The sequence below is a fragment of the Holdemania sp. 1001302B_160321_E10 genome (genome assembly GCF_015552275.1).
GTDB lineage: Bacteria > Bacillota_I > Bacilli_A > Erysipelotrichales > Erysipelotrichaceae > Holdemania.
In genome coordinates, this window is sequence record NZ_JADNEM010000006.1 from 69501 (window position 1) to 87923 (window position 18423).

The 18423-nt window shown below is 46.1% G+C and carries 23 protein-coding genes; 19 read left to right on the forward strand and 4 right to left on the reverse strand.

Features of this window, described 5'->3' with window-relative positions:
- Window positions 1-3: 3 nt before the first annotated feature.
- The 4 genes from I2D94_RS05130 to I2D94_RS05145 are packed head-to-tail and all read right to left on the reverse strand — an operon-like array spanning window position 4 to window position 3339.
- Complete coding sequence (locus I2D94_RS05130) at window positions 4-279, reverse strand: helix-turn-helix transcriptional regulator (RefSeq protein ID WP_195395844.1); 276 nt, start codon at window positions 277-279, stop codon at window positions 4-6.
- Window positions 272-1948 carry a DUF2326 domain-containing protein gene (locus tag I2D94_RS05135; protein WP_195395845.1) on the reverse strand — a complete coding sequence of 559 codons (1677 nt, stop codon included), beginning with the start codon at window positions 1946-1948 and terminating at the stop codon, window positions 272-274. Before I2D94_RS05135 ends, I2D94_RS05130 begins: the two co-directional genes overlap by 8 nt.
- Window positions 1938-2159, reverse strand: coding sequence for an ABC-three component system middle component 7 (locus tag I2D94_RS05140; protein WP_172016528.1), 222 nt, complete (start codon window positions 2157-2159; stop codon window positions 1938-1940). Before I2D94_RS05140 ends, I2D94_RS05135 begins: the two co-directional genes overlap by 11 nt.
- A complete protein-coding gene (locus I2D94_RS05145; RefSeq protein ID WP_195395846.1) occupies window positions 2143-3339 on the reverse strand; it encodes an ABC-three component system protein in 1197 nt (398 codons plus the stop codon). Before I2D94_RS05145 ends, I2D94_RS05140 begins: the two co-directional genes overlap by 17 nt.
- Window positions 3340-4019: 680 nt before the next feature.
- Here I2D94_RS05145 and I2D94_RS05150 point away from each other — a divergent pair.
- From I2D94_RS05150 to I2D94_RS05240, 19 genes are all read left to right on the forward strand, one after another.
- Window positions 4020-4538 (forward strand): hypothetical protein, encoded by a 519-nt coding sequence (locus I2D94_RS05150; protein ID WP_195395847.1) that lies wholly within the window; start codon window positions 4020-4022, stop codon window positions 4536-4538.
- A 289-nt stretch (window positions 4539-4827) separates the two neighbouring features.
- Window positions 4828-5148: a DNA ligase gene (locus tag I2D94_RS05155; RefSeq protein WP_195395848.1), complete on the forward strand. Its 321-nt coding sequence runs from the start codon at window positions 4828-4830 to the stop codon at window positions 5146-5148.
- A 1-nt stretch (window position 5149) separates the two neighbouring features.
- Window positions 5150-6289 carry a DUF2800 domain-containing protein gene (locus I2D94_RS05160; RefSeq protein ID WP_195395849.1) on the forward strand — a complete coding sequence of 380 codons (1140 nt, stop codon included), beginning with the start codon at window positions 5150-5152 and terminating at the stop codon, window positions 6287-6289.
- On the forward strand, window positions 6282-6854 hold the full coding sequence (locus I2D94_RS05165) for a DUF2815 family protein (RefSeq protein ID WP_195395850.1): 573 nt from the start codon (window positions 6282-6284) through the stop codon (window positions 6852-6854). Before I2D94_RS05160 ends, I2D94_RS05165 begins: the two co-directional genes overlap by 8 nt.
- Window positions 6855-6869: 15 nt before the next feature.
- Window positions 6870-7058, forward strand: a complete 189-nt coding sequence (locus I2D94_RS05170; RefSeq protein ID WP_118703561.1) for a hypothetical protein — start codon at window positions 6870-6872, stop codon at window positions 7056-7058.
- 67 nt (window positions 7059-7125) lie between these two features.
- Window positions 7126-7311 carry a hypothetical protein gene (locus I2D94_RS05175; RefSeq protein WP_195395851.1) on the forward strand — a complete coding sequence of 62 codons (186 nt, stop codon included), beginning with the start codon at window positions 7126-7128 and terminating at the stop codon, window positions 7309-7311.
- A gap of 54 nt (window positions 7312-7365) precedes the next feature.
- Window positions 7366-9306 carry a DNA polymerase gene (locus tag I2D94_RS05180; RefSeq protein WP_195395852.1) on the forward strand — a complete coding sequence of 647 codons (1941 nt, stop codon included), beginning with the start codon at window positions 7366-7368 and terminating at the stop codon, window positions 9304-9306.
- A gap of 150 nt (window positions 9307-9456) precedes the next feature.
- Entirely contained in the window at window positions 9457-9831 is a 375-nt protein-coding gene (locus I2D94_RS05185) for a DUF4406 domain-containing protein (RefSeq protein WP_195395853.1), read from the forward strand.
- A 48-nt stretch (window positions 9832-9879) separates the two neighbouring features.
- A complete protein-coding gene (locus I2D94_RS05190) occupies window positions 9880-10209 on the forward strand; it encodes a hypothetical protein (protein ID WP_195395854.1) in 330 nt (109 codons plus the stop codon).
- A complete protein-coding gene (locus I2D94_RS05195; RefSeq protein ID WP_195395855.1) occupies window positions 10209-12482 on the forward strand; it encodes a phage/plasmid primase, P4 family in 2274 nt (757 codons plus the stop codon). Before I2D94_RS05190 ends, I2D94_RS05195 begins: the two co-directional genes overlap by 1 nt.
- Before the next feature lie 139 nt (window positions 12483-12621).
- Window positions 12622-12903, forward strand: a complete 282-nt coding sequence (locus I2D94_RS05200) for a VRR-NUC domain-containing protein (RefSeq protein ID WP_195395856.1) — start codon at window positions 12622-12624, stop codon at window positions 12901-12903.
- Window positions 12884-14245: a DEAD/DEAH box helicase gene (locus I2D94_RS05205; RefSeq protein ID WP_195395857.1), complete on the forward strand. Its 1362-nt coding sequence runs from the start codon at window positions 12884-12886 to the stop codon at window positions 14243-14245. Before I2D94_RS05200 ends, I2D94_RS05205 begins: the two co-directional genes overlap by 20 nt.
- Before the next feature lie 40 nt (window positions 14246-14285).
- Window positions 14286-14720: a hypothetical protein gene (locus I2D94_RS05210; protein WP_195395858.1), complete on the forward strand. Its 435-nt coding sequence runs from the start codon at window positions 14286-14288 to the stop codon at window positions 14718-14720.
- Window positions 14721-14834: 114 nt separating this feature from the next.
- Entirely contained in the window at window positions 14835-15194 is a 360-nt protein-coding gene (locus I2D94_RS05215; RefSeq protein WP_195395859.1) for an HNH endonuclease, read from the forward strand.
- A gap of 146 nt (window positions 15195-15340) precedes the next feature.
- Window positions 15341-15895 carry a P27 family phage terminase small subunit gene (locus I2D94_RS05220; protein WP_195395860.1) on the forward strand — a complete coding sequence of 185 codons (555 nt, stop codon included), beginning with the start codon at window positions 15341-15343 and terminating at the stop codon, window positions 15893-15895.
- 1 nt (window position 15896) lies between these two features.
- Entirely contained in the window at window positions 15897-16052 is a 156-nt protein-coding gene (locus tag I2D94_RS05225; RefSeq protein ID WP_195395861.1) for a hypothetical protein, read from the forward strand.
- Window positions 16046-17293, forward strand: a complete 1248-nt coding sequence (locus tag I2D94_RS05230; protein ID WP_195395862.1) for a site-specific DNA-methyltransferase — start codon at window positions 16046-16048, stop codon at window positions 17291-17293. The genes I2D94_RS05225 and I2D94_RS05230 overlap by 7 nt, the downstream gene beginning before the upstream one ends.
- A 120-nt stretch (window positions 17294-17413) precedes the next feature.
- On the forward strand, window positions 17414-18124 hold the full coding sequence (locus I2D94_RS05235) for a virulence protein (protein ID WP_195395863.1): 711 nt from the start codon (window positions 17414-17416) through the stop codon (window positions 18122-18124).
- The gene (locus I2D94_RS05240; RefSeq protein WP_195395864.1) at window positions 18111-18329 is read left to right on the forward strand and encodes a DUF4314 domain-containing protein; all 219 of its coding nucleotides are present in this window, start codon (window positions 18111-18113) and stop codon (window positions 18327-18329) included. The genes I2D94_RS05235 and I2D94_RS05240 overlap by 14 nt, the downstream gene beginning before the upstream one ends.
- Window positions 18330-18423 lie beyond the last annotated feature (94 nt).

An 18423-nucleotide genomic window follows, 5' to 3' on the forward strand; every position in this document is an offset into this window, starting at 1 on the left:
TTCTTATCCTTCCTGTTTTGCAGTTTCATCATGTTTTATCGGAATTCGCTCCATAATATCCTGTATATCGCAATCAAGGGATTCACAAATCCTAAGCAGGACTTCTGTTGTCACATTTTCATTTCTACCAAGCTTTGCTATAGAAGTAGCACTTACTTCACTCATTTCCTGTAGCTCTCGCTTTTTCAACCCTCGATCTATTAACATCTTCCAGAGTGGATTATAACTAAACTGCGTTTTTAATACTTTTTTACTCTTGCTCTTATTCTCCTTACTCATTTTGGTTCTCCTTATTCCATGCCCAACCAAATAATTCATAACCTCCAGATTCAAGTTCAATCACCTTACATTTTTCAATTGTAGTTCTAATCTCCTCGGCATAAAATTCATAAGATCTAAAAGATACAAATGCCTGTTTTTTCTGTTCTTTTATGGAATCATAATACCTTATCAAAGCTGTAAGAGTTGGCTTTTCTATTGGATCCATCAAGTCTGCGTCATGTACAACAAATGGAATATTTGATACCGCCATATTAGCCAAATCAAATGTGATCAAGCCCCTTTGACCAGCACCACTTCCGTCATCCCCCTTTGTTTCGAATGTGTAAGAATTAATTTTTTCCAAATTGAGTCTTGGTGGAATTAAATTCTTATCTCTAACAATTTTCACAGTGATTTCCTTCATTTTGTCATTCACAATGTCCTGAATATCTGAAAGCTGACTAGCAATAATTCTGTCTCGTGTTTCCGCATATTCCTTTGCTGTTTTCTTCAACTGACCAAAAGTTGTGTAATTCTCGTTAGCGGCCTTAAGGTTATTTAATTCCGTTGTAATACGAGCATATTCTTTCAATACAGCTTGTGTAACGTTTGGAATATTTTTTATTTCTGCAATTTGCTCTTTTATCTTTTTAATCTCACTTCCAAGCATTACATAAGTTGTGGCAAGATCAGCTTCACTTTCCTTAAATTCCTCCTGAAGGACTTTTGATAGCCCCTGATGGAATTTATCAATTTCAGCAATCGATTTGAATTCCACTCCCGGAAAAAATCTTTCCAAATCAGAATATGATCTCTTAAAAGACTTTTTGCCTTCAGTCATTTCTTTTCTCAGGGAATTAAGCTGCATCTGCACCCTTGCTCTCTGCCTGCTATAACTAAGTAACAAACTATTCAACTCACTTAGTTGCTGAGCCTGCATACTTGTAAGATCAAGTAATCCCTTACTACTGTTTTCAGCTAATTCGTTTTCTTTGATCTGCAATTCAGCAACTCTTGCTTCATTAGCTTTATATTCTTTGTCGCTGCTAGCCATTCTGATATGCTCATACGATACAGATTTTCCAAATGCTTTCTTCTCGTCTTCCGCAACCTTTGCCTGATTAATCTGCTGTTTAACAATGGCATATCTATAAAACTGCTTTAAATATCTTTTTATTTCATCTTCAACTTTTCCATCTTTTGCTTCTTGCAAAGGTCTGGAAGCATCCATTGTATCTCGTCCAAACACACGAATATGTTTAGACATCAACCCTCTCCAGGATAAGCCTTCAAATTTTAAATCGTACATTTCACCAAGGAAAGCGGTATATTCTTCGATAGTCATCGATTTCTTATCTTCACAAGGTACATATTGTCTGTCGCATCGGATTACCTCATTGTATTTGACAGTATTACGCATAAAAGAATATTCAATACCATCAAATTCTAAAGTAAAGCAAATGTTATGTTCTTTCACATTCTCATGCACTGCCAAACACTTGTTTATATAGTCTTTTCCACCAAACACAAAATCAATAATCATAAGTAATGTAGATTTTCCAATTGAGTTGGATCTATCCTCATCACCTACAATAGCATTCAGTCCTTTATGAAATATTATAGGTGCACGTACCTCACCATCTTTTCCACCAGTTTTAAATTTATCGCAGTATATTTCAACCAACATAGTGAAGCACACCTCCTTCAAGCTCTATTTTATTTAAGGCATACAGGCAATCCAAAATCTCCAGAAATTCCTGTATTCCTGACATCTTTCCTCTTGTTTTCTTATACAATTCAGAAGGTGTCATATCCTTCTTCTCCAGATATTTTAATATCACCGGAAATAATGCAAGGCTACTTTCCTTATATGAAGTTACTTTACTTGGAAATTTCATTTTTGTAAAACACCTCACAGTTCTGAATAAAAAAGCACACTACAATCCTACAAGCCATTTTTCCTTTGGTATCTCCTGCAAATGCTTTGTTATGAATCCATTCCGTCAGATTATAGATAACATCTTCTTGGGAAAGACCGGCTTTTTCCAACTTTTGAGAACTTAATTTTACTTCCCCGGCAATATCATCAAAGACATCTGTCATTTCTGAAAAAATGGTTTCTATGTATCTATAGTATTGAAGCACATGATTTCGCACATCATTCATTAACAACGCATCGCTGATTTTTTGATCTATTCTCAGTGCAGCATATTCAAGCTGCGGAAGCACGTCAGAAGGATTTATTGAAATCAACCCCTCTATTGCTGCTCTTATTTCTGCTTCTAATTCGATTCTATTAATTGCATTAATAGCCTTGTACTGTTTACTGGTAACTTGCTTTATCTCATAGAGTTTCTTATATTCATCAACCATAGGACTCATAAGATAGTTTTCAGAGGCCTCTTTGCTTAATGCAATTAGATTTTCCGGTGCGTCTAAATTCTTAGGTCTTGGATATACAGCATTAAATGTTGCAGCAAGTTCTGATGGCAAATCATCAGGAAATATCTGAGTAATCTCGTATTTCTTCTTAGGAATACCTTTTACTTCTTCCACTAATTTTTCATGAGTAAGCGGGCATTCATAATTCACCTCTGCTAACAATGGTGCATCCTGGTATTCAACTGCATTGGCAATGATTTTATTATTCCGCTGAAGTACATACATAAATACAGAATACAAAAAATAAGCATCGTCTTCCGCATCATATAACCTCTGAAATTCATTTTTCTTGCGTTGTGCAATCTCAGCATCCTGAATGATAATATTCATCAATTTTTGAAGCACATCATCTTTTGTATAAGGGTTTATATCCGACATTACCTTTTGCCTAAAATATTTTTCGACTTTAACAGCAATATCGTTTCTTAACGCGGCTTGCTTTATGTCGTCTGGGACAGGATCCTTCCTGCTTACCAGGCGACTTATTTTTTTAGAATTCAAATCGGTAGTACATAGAGAGTCTTCTTGTATCGTCACCGACTCAAGCAAAAATCTACCTGCACTTTCCTGCTTGTCATGTTGTATAAACCCATCCTGCATGATTGGGATAAGTGAAGATAATGTCATTTCATTCATATGTCCAATTCCTCCCTTACATGCCCTCGGTAAAAACATGGCAAAACAGTGGCAAAACGATGGCAAATACTTTTGATTCCCTATTTTTTATAATTTAGGCATGACTTGAAGTTAAGTTTCGCGATACTTACATGGTCATATTCTATCACACTTTCAAACAAATTTCTATGCTTTTTAATGAACATTTACGCTATCGCATAGTTTTTTGCATGAATTCACACTCATAAGTTAGGCAGGTGATTTTAATGACAAAATCAGAAAAAAGAATGTGGCTCACCAACATTGAGAATGCCTCTGATGCTGTGGCAGCCGAGTATGGTTCTGAAGTAGTCCAATCTGTGTTCTAGCGTTATGACGCTCATGGAACACACAATTTAAACCCTTGCTACTACAGTGAAGTTTTCGCTGATTTGGATCTTATGGCAAACGACAATTAAAACAAATCGCCCTGAGCAAGGCGTAAAACTACTTTCTTAATCATCAACTCACCATTTTCGTGGCCACGTGGTGTGTTCGTAGTTGATGAACAAGAGAACATTATCAATAGAGTGCCAGCTTACGAACGGCTGGTCACCGGAAAGAAGCGGAGTTATCCGCATGAGGTGACCATCTTATGAAAACACTGGCAGCCATAACGGTTATCTTCGCTTCGCACATGAAGCCAACGGAGGTAAAAAGTTATGGCAAGCAAAGACAATCAGAGTAAACAGTACCGTATCTACATCAAAGAAGCCAAGAGCTGGGTGGATGTCAACAAAGAATTCTATACAGACTATTACCGTGACATCAACGCTTATCGCAAGCGCCAACAGGAACATGGACGCTGCGCCTGTCCTGCCAGCAAGCGTTACTTATGCGACATGGATTGTATGACCTGTCCTTACGCTAAGGCTGGTGATCAACTTTCCCTCGATAATACCGTCAATGATGGGGAGGGAAATGAGAGGAGCTGGCTTGAAGATATGCCGGATGATGCACCAGCTATCGCTGAAGTATTGGAGGATGCTGAACTGCTACGTACCCTCTACGCTAAGCTGAACGAGCTGGACCCGGAAGGACGTCTCATCTGTCAGCTTATTATGGAAGGAAAATCGGAACGTGACTGCGGCAAGGAAATGGGCCTCTCTCGTAATACATTCGTGTATCGCAGAGACAAGCTGTTCCAGAAGCTCCGCTCCGAGCTTAAGAACTACATCTAATATGAATGGTCGTCCTCTGATTTTTCAGGGGACGATTTTTCTTTTCAAAAACTCTTTTATATTTTTTCGGCCAAACGGCAATCTCACCTCCATTGAGTAGTGTAAGGCGAAACAAAGCGACCTACAGAAAGCGAGGTGAACATCGTGAAACAGACTTTTCACAACCGAAGCGGCACTGACGCAGAAGTGATTGCAACTCTCACTGCAATCAGTCAAGTATCCGCAAGAATGGCGAAGAATCTCAGAATCATCGCCGCACACAGACAATCCGAGGAAGGAGGAACAGTAAATGTCAAAAATGAGCGATATGGCTATGACCATCGAAGAGCTGAGAAATGCTGCCGCTGCTATTAACGATGCAGCAAACTGGCTCGCACAGCAGTTTTCATCTGACGATAAGCAGCAAAATGAAAATATTACTGCTAAACCAGAAAAGAAAACAAAACCTGCACTGACTCTTGAGGAGGTTCGAGCTGTTCTGGCTGATAAATCTCGTGCCGGACATACAGCTGAAATTCGAGAACTCCTTAAAAAGTATGGCGCAAGCAAGTTGTCACTTATAGACCCGAAACATTATGAAGCCCTGCTTAGGGAAGCGGAGGTGCTCTAATATGCCACCTAAAGGACATGCAATCCTCTCCGCATCCTCTTCTGACCGCTGGCTCCACTGCCCACCGTCAGCAAGACTCTGCGAAACCTATGAGGATAAAGGCAGCAACTATGCTGCAGAAGGCACCGATGCCCACTCCCTTTGTGAGTACAAGCTCCGCAAGGCTCTCGGCATGGAAGCTACAGACCCTACCGAGAATCTCGACTGGTACAACGCTGAGATGGAGGATTGTGCCACCGGCTATGCCAGCTTCATCATGGAGCTTTTGGAAGAGACCAAACAAACCTGCTCCGACCCTGTTGTTCTGATTGAACAGCGAGTGGACTTCTCTCGCTGGGTGGAACAAGGCTTCGGAACCTCGGATGCCATTCTCATCAGCGACGGTACCATGCACGTGATTGACTATAAACACGGTCTTGGAATTCTCGTATCCGCTGAGAACAATCCGCAGATGAAGTGCTACGCCCTTGGCGCACTGGAACTCTTCGATGACATCTACGACATCGATACGGTTAGCATGACCATCTACCAGCCTAGACGTCAGAATGTTTCCACTTACGAGGTCAGCAAGGATGACTTGTATCAGTGGGCCGATGAAGTTCTGAAGCCTACCGCAGACCTTGCCTTTGCCGGAGACGGAAACTTCCTGTGTGGTGAATGGTGCGGATTCTGTAAAGCAAAGCATGAATGCCGAGCTAGAGCTGAAGCCAATCTTCTACTCGCACAGCACGATTTCAAGCTGCCGTCACTGTTGGAGGATTCGGAAATTGAAGTCATCCTCTCCCGTATCGACGAGCTGGTCTCTTGGGCAGGTGACATCAAGGAGTATGCACTCCAACAGGCAATCAGCGGTAAAGAATGGACCGGCTGGAAACTGGTCGAGGGTCGCTCCAACCGCAGATACATCAGTGAAGACGCCGTGTCGAAAGCTGTCGAAGCTGCTGGTTTTGACCCTTACGAAAAGAAACTGCTTGGTATCACAGCCATGCAAAAGCTGCTCGGTAAGTCTCGCTTCGAAGAGCTCCTTGCAGCCTATATCGAAAAGCCACAAGGCAAACCTACTCTTGTGCCGGAGAGCGATAAGCGCCCGGCAATGAACACAGCAAAAAATGATTTTATGGAGGAATACGACAATGAGTAAAAATGTAAAAATGACAAATCCCATGAAGGTTATCACTGGTCCTAACACACGCTGGAGCTACGCCAACGTCTGGGAACCAAAATCCATCAACGGCGGCACTCCGAAGTACAGTGTCAGCCTGATTATCCCGAAGTCTGACACCAAGACTGTCGCTAAGATTGAAGCGGCTATCGAAGCAGCCTACCGTGAAGGCGAATCCAAGCTCAAGGGCAACGGCAAGTCCGTACCGGCGCTTTCCGTACTTAAGACTCCTCTTCGTGACGGAGACCTTGAGAGACCGGATGACCCTGCATACGCTGGCAGCTACTTTGTAAATGCCAACGCCACTTCTGCTCCGGGCATCGTGGATGCAGACCGCAATCCTACCCTTACTCGTTCTGAGGTTTACTCCGGAGTCTACGGTCGTGCCAGCATCAGCTTCTATGCTTTCAACAGCTCTGGTAATAAGGGCATCGCCTGCGGCCTTAACAATCTGCAGAAGATTCGTGATGGCGAGCCTCTTGGTGGTAAGGCATCTGCTGAATCCGACTTCGCAACTGATGACGATGATGATTTCCTTGATTAATGGAGGTGGCAAACTATGGAGACAATCATGATTAGTACGATTCTTGTAAACATCTGTATCGGCTGCTTCGCTTGTGTGGGACTTGCTACTGCGGTCTCTATCATTCAGAGCATCATCAATGACCACAAGCGTGAAAAGCGTGAACAGGAAAAGGACAAGCGTGACCTCGAATACCATGAGAAGCGCATGAAGGACTTTAAGTAATCTATCAATCCGATGGCGGTGACCCTCACTGCCGCCATCGATATTTTTCGACAAAAGGAGACAATCTATGAATGAATTTGTAGAAACATTGAATCTCTTTATTGGCAATGTCATCGCCTATACCTTTTTGGTAGCAGTATATGGCTTCATCATTTATAACGTAGGGAAAATCATTCTCTATCTTATCCGCTATGCGGTATGCCACATCCGCCGTGACATCAATAAATACAAATCCAATAAAGATAAACAGTAACACGGCAGGCGGCAGGGATTTCTCTGCTGCCTGTTTTGTAGAAAGGACAATCTCATGAAAACACTCAGTATTGATATTGAGACCTACAGCGATGAGCCTCTTCAGAAGACCGGTGTCTATCGTTATGTGGAGTCTCCCAATTTTGAAATCTTACTCTTTGCTTACAGTGTAGACAGCCAGCCCGTTCAGGTTATCGACCTCGCCTGTGGAGAACAGATTCCGAAAGAGGTCCTTCTTGCCTTGGAGGATGAAACTGTCATCAAGTGGGCCTTCAACGCCACTTTTGAACGTATCTGCCTCTCTCGCTTCTTAGATTATCCGACCGGAGAATATCTGGATCCGAAAAGCTGGCGTTGCTCCATGGTATGGGCCGCCACGATGGGACTTCCCTTATCCCTTGAAGGAGTCGGAGCGGTTCTTGGACTTGAAAAACAAAAGCTCTCAGAAGGAAAAGACCTCATCAAATACTTCTGCCAGCCTTGTGCTCCCACAAAAACAAATGGACAGCGTACAAGAAATCGTCCATTCCATGCTCTGGACAAATGGGCCATGTTCAAAAAATATAATATCCGTGATGTAGAGACCGAGATGGGAATCCAGCAGAGACTAGCAAAGTTTCCGGTGCCAGCTCAGGTTTGGGAGGAATACCACGTGGACCAAGAAATCAACGACCGTGGTGTACGTTTGGACATGGAGCTTGTTGCTGCTGCCATCGAAATGGATACTCGCTCCAGAACGGAGCTGACCAAAACCATGAAGGAAATCACAGAACTTGAGAATCCTAACTCCGTCCAGCAGATGAAGGCTTGGCTTTCTGACAATGGTTTGGAAACAGATACTCTTGGCAAAAAGGCTGTGGCGGAGCTCCTAAAGTCTGCTTCTCCAAAGCTCTCACAGGTCCTCACCTTAAGACAGCAGTTGGCCAAGTCCTCTGTCCGCAAATATCAGGCGATGGAAAAGACCGTTTGCGCAGATGGTCGTGCCCGTGGCATGTTCCAGTTTTATGGTGCCAATCGAACCGGTAGATTCTCAGGTCGTAATATCCAGCTGCAGAACCTACCGCAAAACCATCTACAGGACCTTTCGGAAGCACGCTCTCTAGTACGCTCCGGTAACTTTGAAGCTGTGGAGCTTCTCTACGAAGATGTGCCGGATACACTTTCCCAGATTATCCGTACTACTTTCATTCCCAGAGAAGGAACGCAGTTTCTGGTGGCTGACTTTTCTGCTATCGAAGCCCGTGTCATCGCATGGTTTGCCGGTGAAAAATGGCGTCAAGATGTCTTTGCCAAAGGCGGAGATATCTACTGCGCCTCTGCCAGCCAGATGTTCAAGGTCCCTGTTGAGAAGCACGGCATCAATGGCCACCTGAGGCAAAAAGGCAAAATAGCTGAACTTGCTCTCGGCTACGGAGGCTCGGTCGGTGCCTTAAAAGCTATGGGGGCATTGGATATGGGGCTCACTGAAGAGGAGCTTCCTCCGCTGGTCGATGCATGGAGGCAGTCCAACCCGAACATCGTCAAATTCTGGTGGGATGTGGACCGTGCTGTCATGGAGGCCGTAAAGTTCAAGCACACCACATCCAACTATGGTCTGACCTTCTCCTGCAGGAGTGGCATGCTCTTTATTACTCTCCCATCGGGAAGAAAGCTGGCGTATGTGAAACCGAAGATTGGAATGAATAAGTTCGGTGGTCAGTGCATCACCTATGAAGGTGTCGGCGGCACTAAGAAATGGGAGCGTCTCGATTCCTATGGCCCGAAATTTGTCGAGAACATCGTGCAGGCAACGGCCCGTGATATTCTCTGCTATGCCATGCAGACACTCCGCTGCTGCTCCATTGTCATGCACATTCACGATGAAGTGGTCATTGAAGCGGACCCTCGCATGTCCTTAGATGCAGTCTGTGAACAAATGGGGCGTACTCCTCCTTGGGCCAAGGGACTACTTTTAAGAGCTGATGGCTATGCGACACCTTTTTATAAAAAAGATTAGATTTTTTCGGCCAAACGGCAAACTCATCTCCATTTAGTAGTGGAGATAGAAAATTTCATTTCTGTTTTTCGTCAAAATGGGACGTTCATCTCCAGTGGATATTAGAGATGGACGTCCTTTTTATGTCCATCCGGAAAGGAGGAACCTGACGTGTCAATCAGCAAATACAACAGCGAAGGCTATCCTGACCCTACTGCTTACGGCGCTCTTTCTTCTATCGAAAGTGAGACCCATGCACTGCGTGCTTTCAGACCAATCGTATATATCTGCTCTCCCTTTGCCGGAGACATCGAAAAGAACGTAGCTGCCGCCAGAGCCTACAGCCGCTTTGCAGTGGAACAAGGATATATCCCCATCGCACCACACCTGCTGTTTCCACAGTTTTTGAATGATAGCGACCAGAAGGAACGTGAACTCGGTCTTTTCTTCGGAAATGCCATCATGAGCAAGTGTTCTGAGGTCTGGGTCTTTGGAAGTCATATCTCTTCCGGCATGGAAGCAGAAATCAAACGAGCCAAGTGGTAGAATTACCGCCTGCGCTATTTCACTGAGAATCTTGAGGAGGTTTAACACATGTACGAAGTAAAAGAAAATTCAAGAATATTAAAAGACGGAACCGAAATCACGACCTATAGCAGAGATGTCGTCAGCTGCAACATTTTAGAGGCCGAAGCAGGAACCACCGGCTATCGTGGTGGTGATACCGGTCATGGTGGCCGCACTTATTTCCGTATTCAGGATGCAGCCTGCACGGACATGGAAATTCATAGCTATACCACTCGCTACGGCAGTAACGGTTTTGAAGTCTGCCTCGGTGGTGACTGCGAGCTGGAGACCATGATTCGAGCTTTAAAATTTATCACCAAGGTTCTGGAAGAGGAATCCAAGGAGGTGTATGACTAATGTTCACCATTTATTCTGCGGACGTTACCGGCAATCCCGGTAACTGCTCCTATCCGCATAAGCATGTCATTTTAGATGAGGACAGTCTGAAAGCTACCATCTGCCATGACTATGTCTGCGCCGAATATAAAAACAGCTACCGCAATGGCGATAACTTTATCGGCAGCGACTGCCTTCCTGTGGATTGCGATAACGACCACTCTGAGAATCCGGATGACTGGGTAACTCCCGACGATATCATGCAGGCCTTTCCGGGTGTCAGCTTTGCTATCCACTATAGTCGCTATAACAACCGTGAGAAAAACGGAAAGGCTGCAAGACCGAAGTTTCATGTCCTGTTTCCAATCGAATATGTATCGGATGCCTCTCTTTACAGCGATATGAAAAAGCTGGTCAATTCCATCTTCCCGTATTTCGATACACAGGCACTGGATGCCGCGCGTTTCTTCTTTGGAACGACTACAGCAGATGTCGCTCTCTATCCGGGCCGCATGAATCTGACTGAGTTCTTGGATGAGGACCTGTTCGATGAAGATTTACCGGACGGTCAATACGATGGCGCTTCTATTCCCGAAGGAAGCCGCAATGCCACATTGTCCCGTTTTGCCGGTCGTGTCATCAAGAAATACGGAGACAGCGACAAGGCATATCAGGCATTCATTGAAGAATCCGCTAAATGCGTACCTCCGCTGGAGGCATCCGAGCTTGCCACCATCTGGCACAGTGCCCAGCGCTTTTATGCAAGACTCTCCCAGCAGGATGGCTACATTGCACCGGAAGTATATAACGACCCTTCCTGTTACAAACCCGGAGACTTCTCCGATGTTGGACAGGCTGAGGTGTTAGCAAAATACTTCTCTGGCGAGCTCCGCTACTCTCCGGCCACCCACTTTATCCGATACTCCGACCATTACTGGCAGGAATCCGAACCGGGTGCGCAGGCAGTGGCTCACGAACTTACCAGAAGACAGTTAAAAGAAGCTGGTAACGATATGCTCGAAGCACTCGATAAGCTTAAAAACTCCGGCGCACAGTCTCTGCTTGATTCCATGACAAAGAACAAGGCAGAGCAGCTGATGAACGAACAGCAACTGGAAGCCTATCAGGAATTTCTGGCTGCAAAGGCATATCAGCAGTTTGCTGTAAAGCGCAGGGACTCCAAGAACATTACTTCTACTCTTAAGGAGTCTCGTCCAATGCTGAAAATCTCGACTCGTGACCTTGATGCCGACTGCTTCGCCATGTGTACGCCAGAAGCAACCTATGACCTGCGTAAAGGAATGGCCTGTGCCAGAGAACACCTGCCGGAGGATTTCATTACCAAAATCACATCTGTGTCTCCGAATTACAAGGGACAGCAGATTTGGTTGGACTGCCTTGACCTCATCTTTCAGGGCAATCAGGAACTCATCGATTACGTTCAGATGATTTGTGGTCTGGCCGCCATCGGCAAGGTCTATGTGGAGGCACTTATCATCGCCTACGGTGATGGCCGCAACGGTAAGTCTACCTTCTGGAATGCCATCTCCCGCGTGCTGGGCCTTTACTCCGGGAACATTTCTGCGGATACCCTGACCGTAGGTTGTCGCAGAAACATCAAACCGGAAATGGCGGAGGTCAAAGGTAAGAGACTTCTCATTGCTGCCGAGATGCAGGAAGGTGCTCGTCTGAACGATTCCACCGTCAAGCAGCTCTGCTCCACCGATGATGTCTTTGCAGAAAAGAAATACAAGGACCCGTTCTCCTTCAAGCCCTGCCACACGCTGGTGCTTTACACCAACCATCTGCCTCGTGTCTCTGCATCCGATGATGGTATCTGGAGACGACTCATCGTCATCCCGTTCAATGCCAAGATTACCGGCAGCAGTGATATCAAGAATTATAGCGAGTACCTTTACGACAACGCTGGCGGTAGCATTTTGGTGTGGGTCATCGAAGGTGCCAAGAAGGTCATCGAGTCTGATTACCAGGTTCCCGTGCCGGATTGCGTGCAGAATGCCATAGATGAATACCGCAGCCAGAACGACTGGTTCGGTCACTTCCTTGCAGACAAATGTGAGGTCGACCCGTCCTATAAAGAAAGCTCCTCTTCTCTTTATCAGGCCTACCGCAACTATTCTCTGGACTGCAACGAGTATGTGCGCAGTACGGCTGACTTCTACTTTGCTCTGGAGAAGACCAGCTTTGAGCGAATCACCGTGAGCAGAAAGCGTTACTTTAAGGGTCTGCGTTTACGTGAGGACACTGGTGCAGACGAGGATTTTATGAATTAAGGCCACTAATGACAAGGTGTATCAATGTGTTATATAAAACTTTTCTTAGGCCTATAAAAATATCAATAAGAAAAAGTATGGAAAATACCATTGATACACCTTGCACCTCTTTAAATTAACGGCCTGATGGAGGACAAGTATGTTAGAAAAAACGATAGAAAAGAAACTAGCAACCGCTGTAAAAAAGGCTGGTGGTATCGCACCGAAGTTCGTGGCTCCTTCTTTCGCAGGGATGCCCGACCGCCTTATCTTATTACCTGATGGGAAGTTTGCCTTTGCAGAATTAAAGGCGCCGGGAGAATCCCCACGTCCATTGCAAAAAGCACGTCACAGGCTCCTTCGCTCTCTGGGCTTTCAGGTGTATGTGATTGACAGCATCGAGCAGATTGGAGGGATGATTGATGAACTTCGCACCTCATGATTATCAGGCCTACGCCATCGATTATATTGAGACACATCCTGTGGCAGCAGTCCTGCTCGATATGGGTCTTGGGAAAACAGTCATCTCCCTGACTGCCATCGCAGACCTGCTGTTCGACAGCTTTGAGGCCCATCGCATTCTGGTAGTCGCCCCACTTCGAGTAGCCAGAGATACATGGCCTGCAGAAATCAGAAAATGGCAGCATCTGAAGCATTTGACCTTCGCTGTCTGCGTGGGAACGCCAAAAGAGCGAAGATCAGCTTTGATGGCAGGTGCAGACATCACCATCATCAACAGAGAAAACCTGCAGTGGCTCATTGAGTCCAGCGGCTTTCCTTTTGACTACGATATGGTAATCATCGACGAACTCTCTTCCTTCAAGAATCACAATTCCAAGAGGTTCAAGTCCCTGCTGAAGGTGAGGCCAAGCGTCAAGCGCATCATCGGCCTGACCGGAACACCATCTTCCAACGGCCTGATGGATTTATGGGCCGAGTTCCGACTGCTGGATTTAGGAAAACGCCTCGGACGCTTCATTACCGAGTACCGAAACAACTACTTTGTGCCGGACAAGAGGAATGGTCAGATTATCTATTCCTATAAGCCGCAGCCCTATGCCGAGGAACGCATCTATAACCAAATTTCCGATATCACCATTTCCATGAAATCAACGGACCACCTGAACATGCCAGAGCTCATCTCCTCCGAATACGAGGTCCATTTATCCGACGATGAAGTGACCCGATATGAGGAATTAAAACAGGAGTTGGTGTTGGAGCTCCCGGAAGGAGAAATCACGGCTGCCAATGCGGCTTCTCTTACCGGAAAGTTATCCCAACTTGCCAATGGTGCCATTTATGATGATGACGGTAATATCATCGAGTTCCATGATCGGAAGCTGGATGCCTTAGAGGATCTTATCGAAGCCGCCAATGGCAAACCGCTTCTGGTGGCCTACTGGTTCAAGCATGACCTGCAGCGAATCAAGAAGCGCTTTAATGTCCGTGAGATAAAATCCAGTAAAGACATCACTGACTGGAATGCCGGAAAGATACCGGTCGCAGTCATCCACCCGGCCTCTGCCGGTCATGGACTGAATCTTCAGGTTGGTGGATCAACACTTATCTGGTTTGGGCTGACATGGTCACTGGAATTATATCAGCAGACCAACGCCCGTCTCTGGAGACAGGGCCAGACCTCCGGAACCGTGGTGATAGAACACATCATCACAAAAGGAACCGTCGATGAGCGCATCTTAAAGGCGCTGTCCTTGAAGGAGGTTACACAAAACGCATTAATTGATGCGGTAAAAGCAAATCTACGACAATCTACGACAACATAGGTCAATCCGAGGGAATTTCATTATTCGGAGGTACCAATCAATGACTGCAAAAGAATACTTATCTCAAGCACGCTACTTGGATAATAGAATCAAAAGCAAACTGTTACAGATAGATTCCTTAAATGAATTAGCTACCCGTTGCACACCGTCCTACTCCGATATGCCAAAGAGCCCTAACCGTGAAGGTTCTCGAATGGAATCCGCCATTCTTGACATCATCGAGCTGGAGGATGAAATCAGCAAAGACGTCGTGGAGCTGGTGGCGTTAAAGAAGGAAATCGTAGAGGTTATCAAACAGGTCGGCAATACCGAATACCAGACCCTATTGGAGGAACGCTACCTCTGCTTTATTACATGGGAGCAGATTGCTGTTGATATGGGATATGAGCTTCGTTACATTCACAAACTTCATGGAAAGGCACTGGAAGAAGTAAAAGTTCCGGCTTCCTATGGAGATGGACATGAAATGACATAGAAAGACACTAAGCTCTTCTGATATTATTATACTAGCGAAAGTGAGAATCGCAGAAAGCCTTGTGGGACGAGTCCTGCAGGGCTTTTCTTATACCAAAACGGAAGGAGGAATACGATGCCAAGAAAACCAAAACGTCCCTGCTCCTATCCCAGTTGCCCTAATCTGACAGACGGACGCTTCTGTCAGGAGCATGAAAAGAAGGAAGCCAAACGCTACGAGAAGTACGACCGAGACCCGAATGTCAAGCGTCGCTACGGACGTGCATGGAAACGCATCCGTGACAGCTATGCCGCTGCTCATCCGCTTTGTGAAGAGTGCCTTGCGAAGGGTGTTTATACACCAACCGAGGAGATTCATCACATGCTTCCACTATCTCAAGGCGGAACCCATGACCGTGAGAACCTGAAAGCCTTGTGCAAGGCCTGCCATGCACGCATTCATGCAGAACGCGGTGACCGCTGGCACAACACATAAAGCGGATGCATTTTCTTTGTGCATCAGCCCCCCAGGGGCGGTCTGAATCTCTACGGCGCAGCTGCCGGGGAACGGGCGGGGGGTCTCACGCACAAAAACGCGTTTTCAAACGGGGTAATAGGCCCCGGACAAGGAGGTGAATCATTTTGGCTAAGGACGGAACCAACCGTGGCGGCGCTCGTATCGGTGCCGGAGCCAAGAAAAAGCCCTTAGCTGACAAAATCACTGAGGGTAATCCGGGCAAGCGAAAGCTGACTGTCATCGAGTTTGAAGATCAAGCTGCAGATTTGGAAGGTCAGCAGATGCCCAAGCCATCCAAGCTCTTATCCGCTACACAGAAAGGCGGTAAACCACTGGTGGCTGAAGAAGTATATAAGGCAACCTGGGAATGGCTGGCAGAGCGCAGGTGTGCGTCGCTTATTTCGCCCCAGCTTCTGGAACGCTATGCCATGAGTGTTGCCAGATGGATTCAGTGTGAGGAAGCAATCACAGACTACGGTTTCCTCGCCAAGCACCCTACAACGGGAAATGCCATGCAATCTCCCTACGTAGCCATGAGCCAGAATTTTATGAGCCAGACAAATCGGCTTTGGATGGAAATCTATCAAATCGTAAAAGAAAATTGCGCGACGGAGTACAAGGGCGAAACGCCTATGGATGATGCGATGGAACGCCTGCTCCGTGCAAGGAAAGGAAACTGATATGGACTATCGTGAATTTATGAATCTGCTGAAAAGCTATCGAAAGCATCTGAGCTTTCAGCAGTTCAGCACACTTCGTGGTCAAGCTAAGGCCGGTAATATTGATGCCGCCTACAAGGGCCTACAGAAATTACTCAGGAGGAATGCACCATGCTAATTGAAAAGAAAAATGTCGCTGAACTACTTCCTGCTGATTACAATCCCCGTAAGGATTTAAAGCCCGGCGATCCTGAATATGAAAAGCTGAAACGCTCGATCGAACAATTCGGATATGTGGAGCCTGTCATCTGGAATGCCACTACTGGTCGCGTGGTTGGCGGGCATCAGCGCTTAAAGGTTCTCCATGACATGGGCATGACGGAAGTTGACTGCATCGTTATTGAACTTGATGAGGAACACGAAAAGGCACTGAATGTTGCACTCAACAAAATCAGTGGTGAATGGGATAACGACAAATTAGCCCTGTTAATCGCAGACCTGCAAGGCGCTGACTTCGATGTCTCTCTCACTGGTTTTGAGCCTGCCGAGCTGGACGACCTTTTTAAAGAGGATGTGAAGGATGGCATCAAGGAAGATGATTTTGATGTCAATGCCGAGCTTGACAAGCCTACCATGACGAAGGCCGGTGACCTCTGGTGCCTTGGTCCGCACAGACTTCTCTGTGGCGACAGCACAAAGGCTGAAAGCTATGAGCTTTTGATGGCTGGCAAGAAGGCAAACCTGGTGGTCACGGATCCGCCTTACAATGTGAACTATGAAGGCTCCGCTGGTAAGATTCAGAATGACAACATGGATAATGACTCCTTCTATCAGTTCTTGCTGGATGCCTTCACCAATATGGAAGTAGTCATGGCCGATGACGCATCCATCTATGTGTTCCATGCAGATACAGAAGGCCTGAATTTTAGAAAAGCATTCTCTGATGCAGGCTTCTATCTTTCCGGCTGTTGTATCTGGAAGAAGCCCTCCCTGGTGCTGGGCCGTTCACCATATCAATGGCAGCATGAGCCTTGCCTCTTTGGCTGGAAGAAAAATGGCAAGCATCAATGGTACTCCGGCCGCAAGGAAACCACGATCTGGGAATTTGAAAAGCCTAAGAAAAATGCAGATCATCCGACTATGAAGCCGGTGGCATTGATTGCCTACCCGATCATGAATTCAAGTCTTACAAACTGCATCGTGCTTGATCCCTTCGGAGGCTCCGGCAGTACGCTGATTGCCTGCGAACAGACCGGTCGCATCTGCCACACAGTTGAATTAGACGAGAAATACGCGGACGTCATCGTGAAGCGCTACATCGAACAGGTAGGCACTTCCGATGGCGTTTCTGTTATCCGTGATGGTCTGACTTACCAATACGATGAAGTCGCTATCTCCGAAGAATCCATGCAGGCATAATACACACGATTTGCTGCAATTTTCCGGCGGATCTTTGGTACATATATTTGCTCTGAATCGCTTGATAATATGTGCCTTCAGAGTGATATATGTACTACCAAAACAAAGGAGGATTCCACTATGGAGATCAGATTTAACGTAACAGGAACCGCCAGAAAAGAGCTGGTAGGGATTATTTCACAGGTAACCGGATGCAAGCCATTTTATAAGGGAATGCCAAGCACCGCCTACGAGGTTGCAGACATTACCATCAGCAAGGATGGCACCGTAAGCTACGACGGGCGAACAGAGGAAAGCACCATCAAGGCAATCCTTGAACAGACTGCCGCTACAGGTTTTGCCGCAGAGTTAGATGAGGCACCGGCCGCTGAAACACCAGAAGCACCCGTCACTGCAGAAGCAGACATTTCGGCGGCTGCAAAGGACACCGGCCTGGTGATTTCATTTCCTGCTGACAAGGTCAACCTGGAAAATCTGCAAAAGCTTCTGGAGAGCAAATCAGACCTCATCAAGAAGGCCCTGGAGGTTGAAGCCTTCCCGATTGAGGAGCACGACGATCAGATCAGCTTTCCTTGGTGGCCTAGCATGCCAGACTTCGATGCCATCACTGCCTACACTACATTCCTTTCTGCCCTTTGCAGGATGAGTAAGGAACAGAAGCGTATCACTGCAAAGGCAAAGCCGATAGATAACGAAAAATACGCCTTCCGATGCTTTCTTCTTCGCCTCGGCTTCATCGGAGACGAATACAAGCAAAGCCGCAGGATCCTCTGCAGATACCTTTGCGGCAACAGCTCCTACGCAGGAGGTGAAGGCCATGTTATTCGCTAACAGAGCGCAGGTTGAGCACCTGCGCCTCCGCTATCCCATCGGAACCAGAGTGGAGCTTGTAGAGATGGACGATGCTCAGGCACCGCCCATCGGTACCCCGGGAACGGTAACCGGTGTGGATGATACCGGTAGCCTCCTGATAGACTGGGATAATGGCTCTAGCCTCAATGTAATCTACGGTGTGGATCGTGTGAAGAAGCTGTAATATACACAGTTTTCTCCTTCATATAGCAGCCGATCTTTGGTACATATATCGACCTTAATTCGCTTGCTATTATGTGCTTTCAGAGTGATATATG

Bases quoted from the DNA above. Each gene is read 5' to 3' on its own strand.
- I2D94_RS05130 (WP_195395844.1), bottom strand. From the start codon at position 279: ATGAGTAAGGAGAATAAGAGCAAGAGTAAAAAAGTATTAAAAACGCAG.
- I2D94_RS05135 (WP_195395845.1), bottom strand. From the start codon at position 1,948: ATGTTGGTTGAAATATACTGCGATAAATTTAAAACTGGTGGAAAAGAT.
- I2D94_RS05140 (WP_172016528.1), bottom strand. From the start codon at position 2,159: ATGAAATTTCCAAGTAAAGTAACTTCATATAAGGAAAGTAGCCTTGCA.
- I2D94_RS05145 (WP_195395846.1), bottom strand. From the start codon at position 3,339: ATGAATGAAATGACATTATCTTCACTTATCCCAATCATGCAGGATGGG.
- I2D94_RS05150 (WP_195395847.1), top strand. From the start codon at position 4,020: ATGGCAAGCAAAGACAATCAGAGTAAACAGTACCGTATCTACATCAAA.
- I2D94_RS05155 (WP_195395848.1), top strand. From the start codon at position 4,828: ATGTCAAAAATGAGCGATATGGCTATGACCATCGAAGAGCTGAGAAAT.
- I2D94_RS05160 (WP_195395849.1), top strand. From the start codon at position 5,150: ATGCCACCTAAAGGACATGCAATCCTCTCCGCATCCTCTTCTGACCGC.
- I2D94_RS05165 (WP_195395850.1), top strand. From the start codon at position 6,282: ATGAGTAAAAATGTAAAAATGACAAATCCCATGAAGGTTATCACTGGT.
- I2D94_RS05170 (WP_118703561.1), top strand. From the start codon at position 6,870: ATGGAGACAATCATGATTAGTACGATTCTTGTAAACATCTGTATCGGC.
- I2D94_RS05175 (WP_195395851.1), top strand. From the start codon at position 7,126: ATGAATGAATTTGTAGAAACATTGAATCTCTTTATTGGCAATGTCATC.
- I2D94_RS05180 (WP_195395852.1), top strand. From the start codon at position 7,366: ATGAAAACACTCAGTATTGATATTGAGACCTACAGCGATGAGCCTCTT.
- I2D94_RS05190 (WP_195395854.1), top strand. From the start codon at position 9,880: ATGTACGAAGTAAAAGAAAATTCAAGAATATTAAAAGACGGAACCGAA.
- I2D94_RS05195 (WP_195395855.1), top strand. From the start codon at position 10,209: ATGTTCACCATTTATTCTGCGGACGTTACCGGCAATCCCGGTAACTGC.
- I2D94_RS05200 (WP_195395856.1), top strand. From the start codon at position 12,622: ATGTTAGAAAAAACGATAGAAAAGAAACTAGCAACCGCTGTAAAAAAG.
- I2D94_RS05205 (WP_195395857.1), top strand. From the start codon at position 12,884: ATGAACTTCGCACCTCATGATTATCAGGCCTACGCCATCGATTATATT.
- I2D94_RS05210 (WP_195395858.1), top strand. From the start codon at position 14,286: ATGACTGCAAAAGAATACTTATCTCAAGCACGCTACTTGGATAATAGA.
- I2D94_RS05215 (WP_195395859.1), top strand. From the start codon at position 14,835: ATGCCAAGAAAACCAAAACGTCCCTGCTCCTATCCCAGTTGCCCTAAT.
- I2D94_RS05225 (WP_195395861.1), top strand. From the start codon at position 15,897: ATGGACTATCGTGAATTTATGAATCTGCTGAAAAGCTATCGAAAGCAT.
- I2D94_RS05230 (WP_195395862.1), top strand. From the start codon at position 16,046: ATGCTAATTGAAAAGAAAAATGTCGCTGAACTACTTCCTGCTGATTAC.
- I2D94_RS05235 (WP_195395863.1), top strand. From the start codon at position 17,414: ATGGAGATCAGATTTAACGTAACAGGAACCGCCAGAAAAGAGCTGGTA.
- I2D94_RS05240 (WP_195395864.1), top strand. From the start codon at position 18,111: ATGTTATTCGCTAACAGAGCGCAGGTTGAGCACCTGCGCCTCCGCTAT.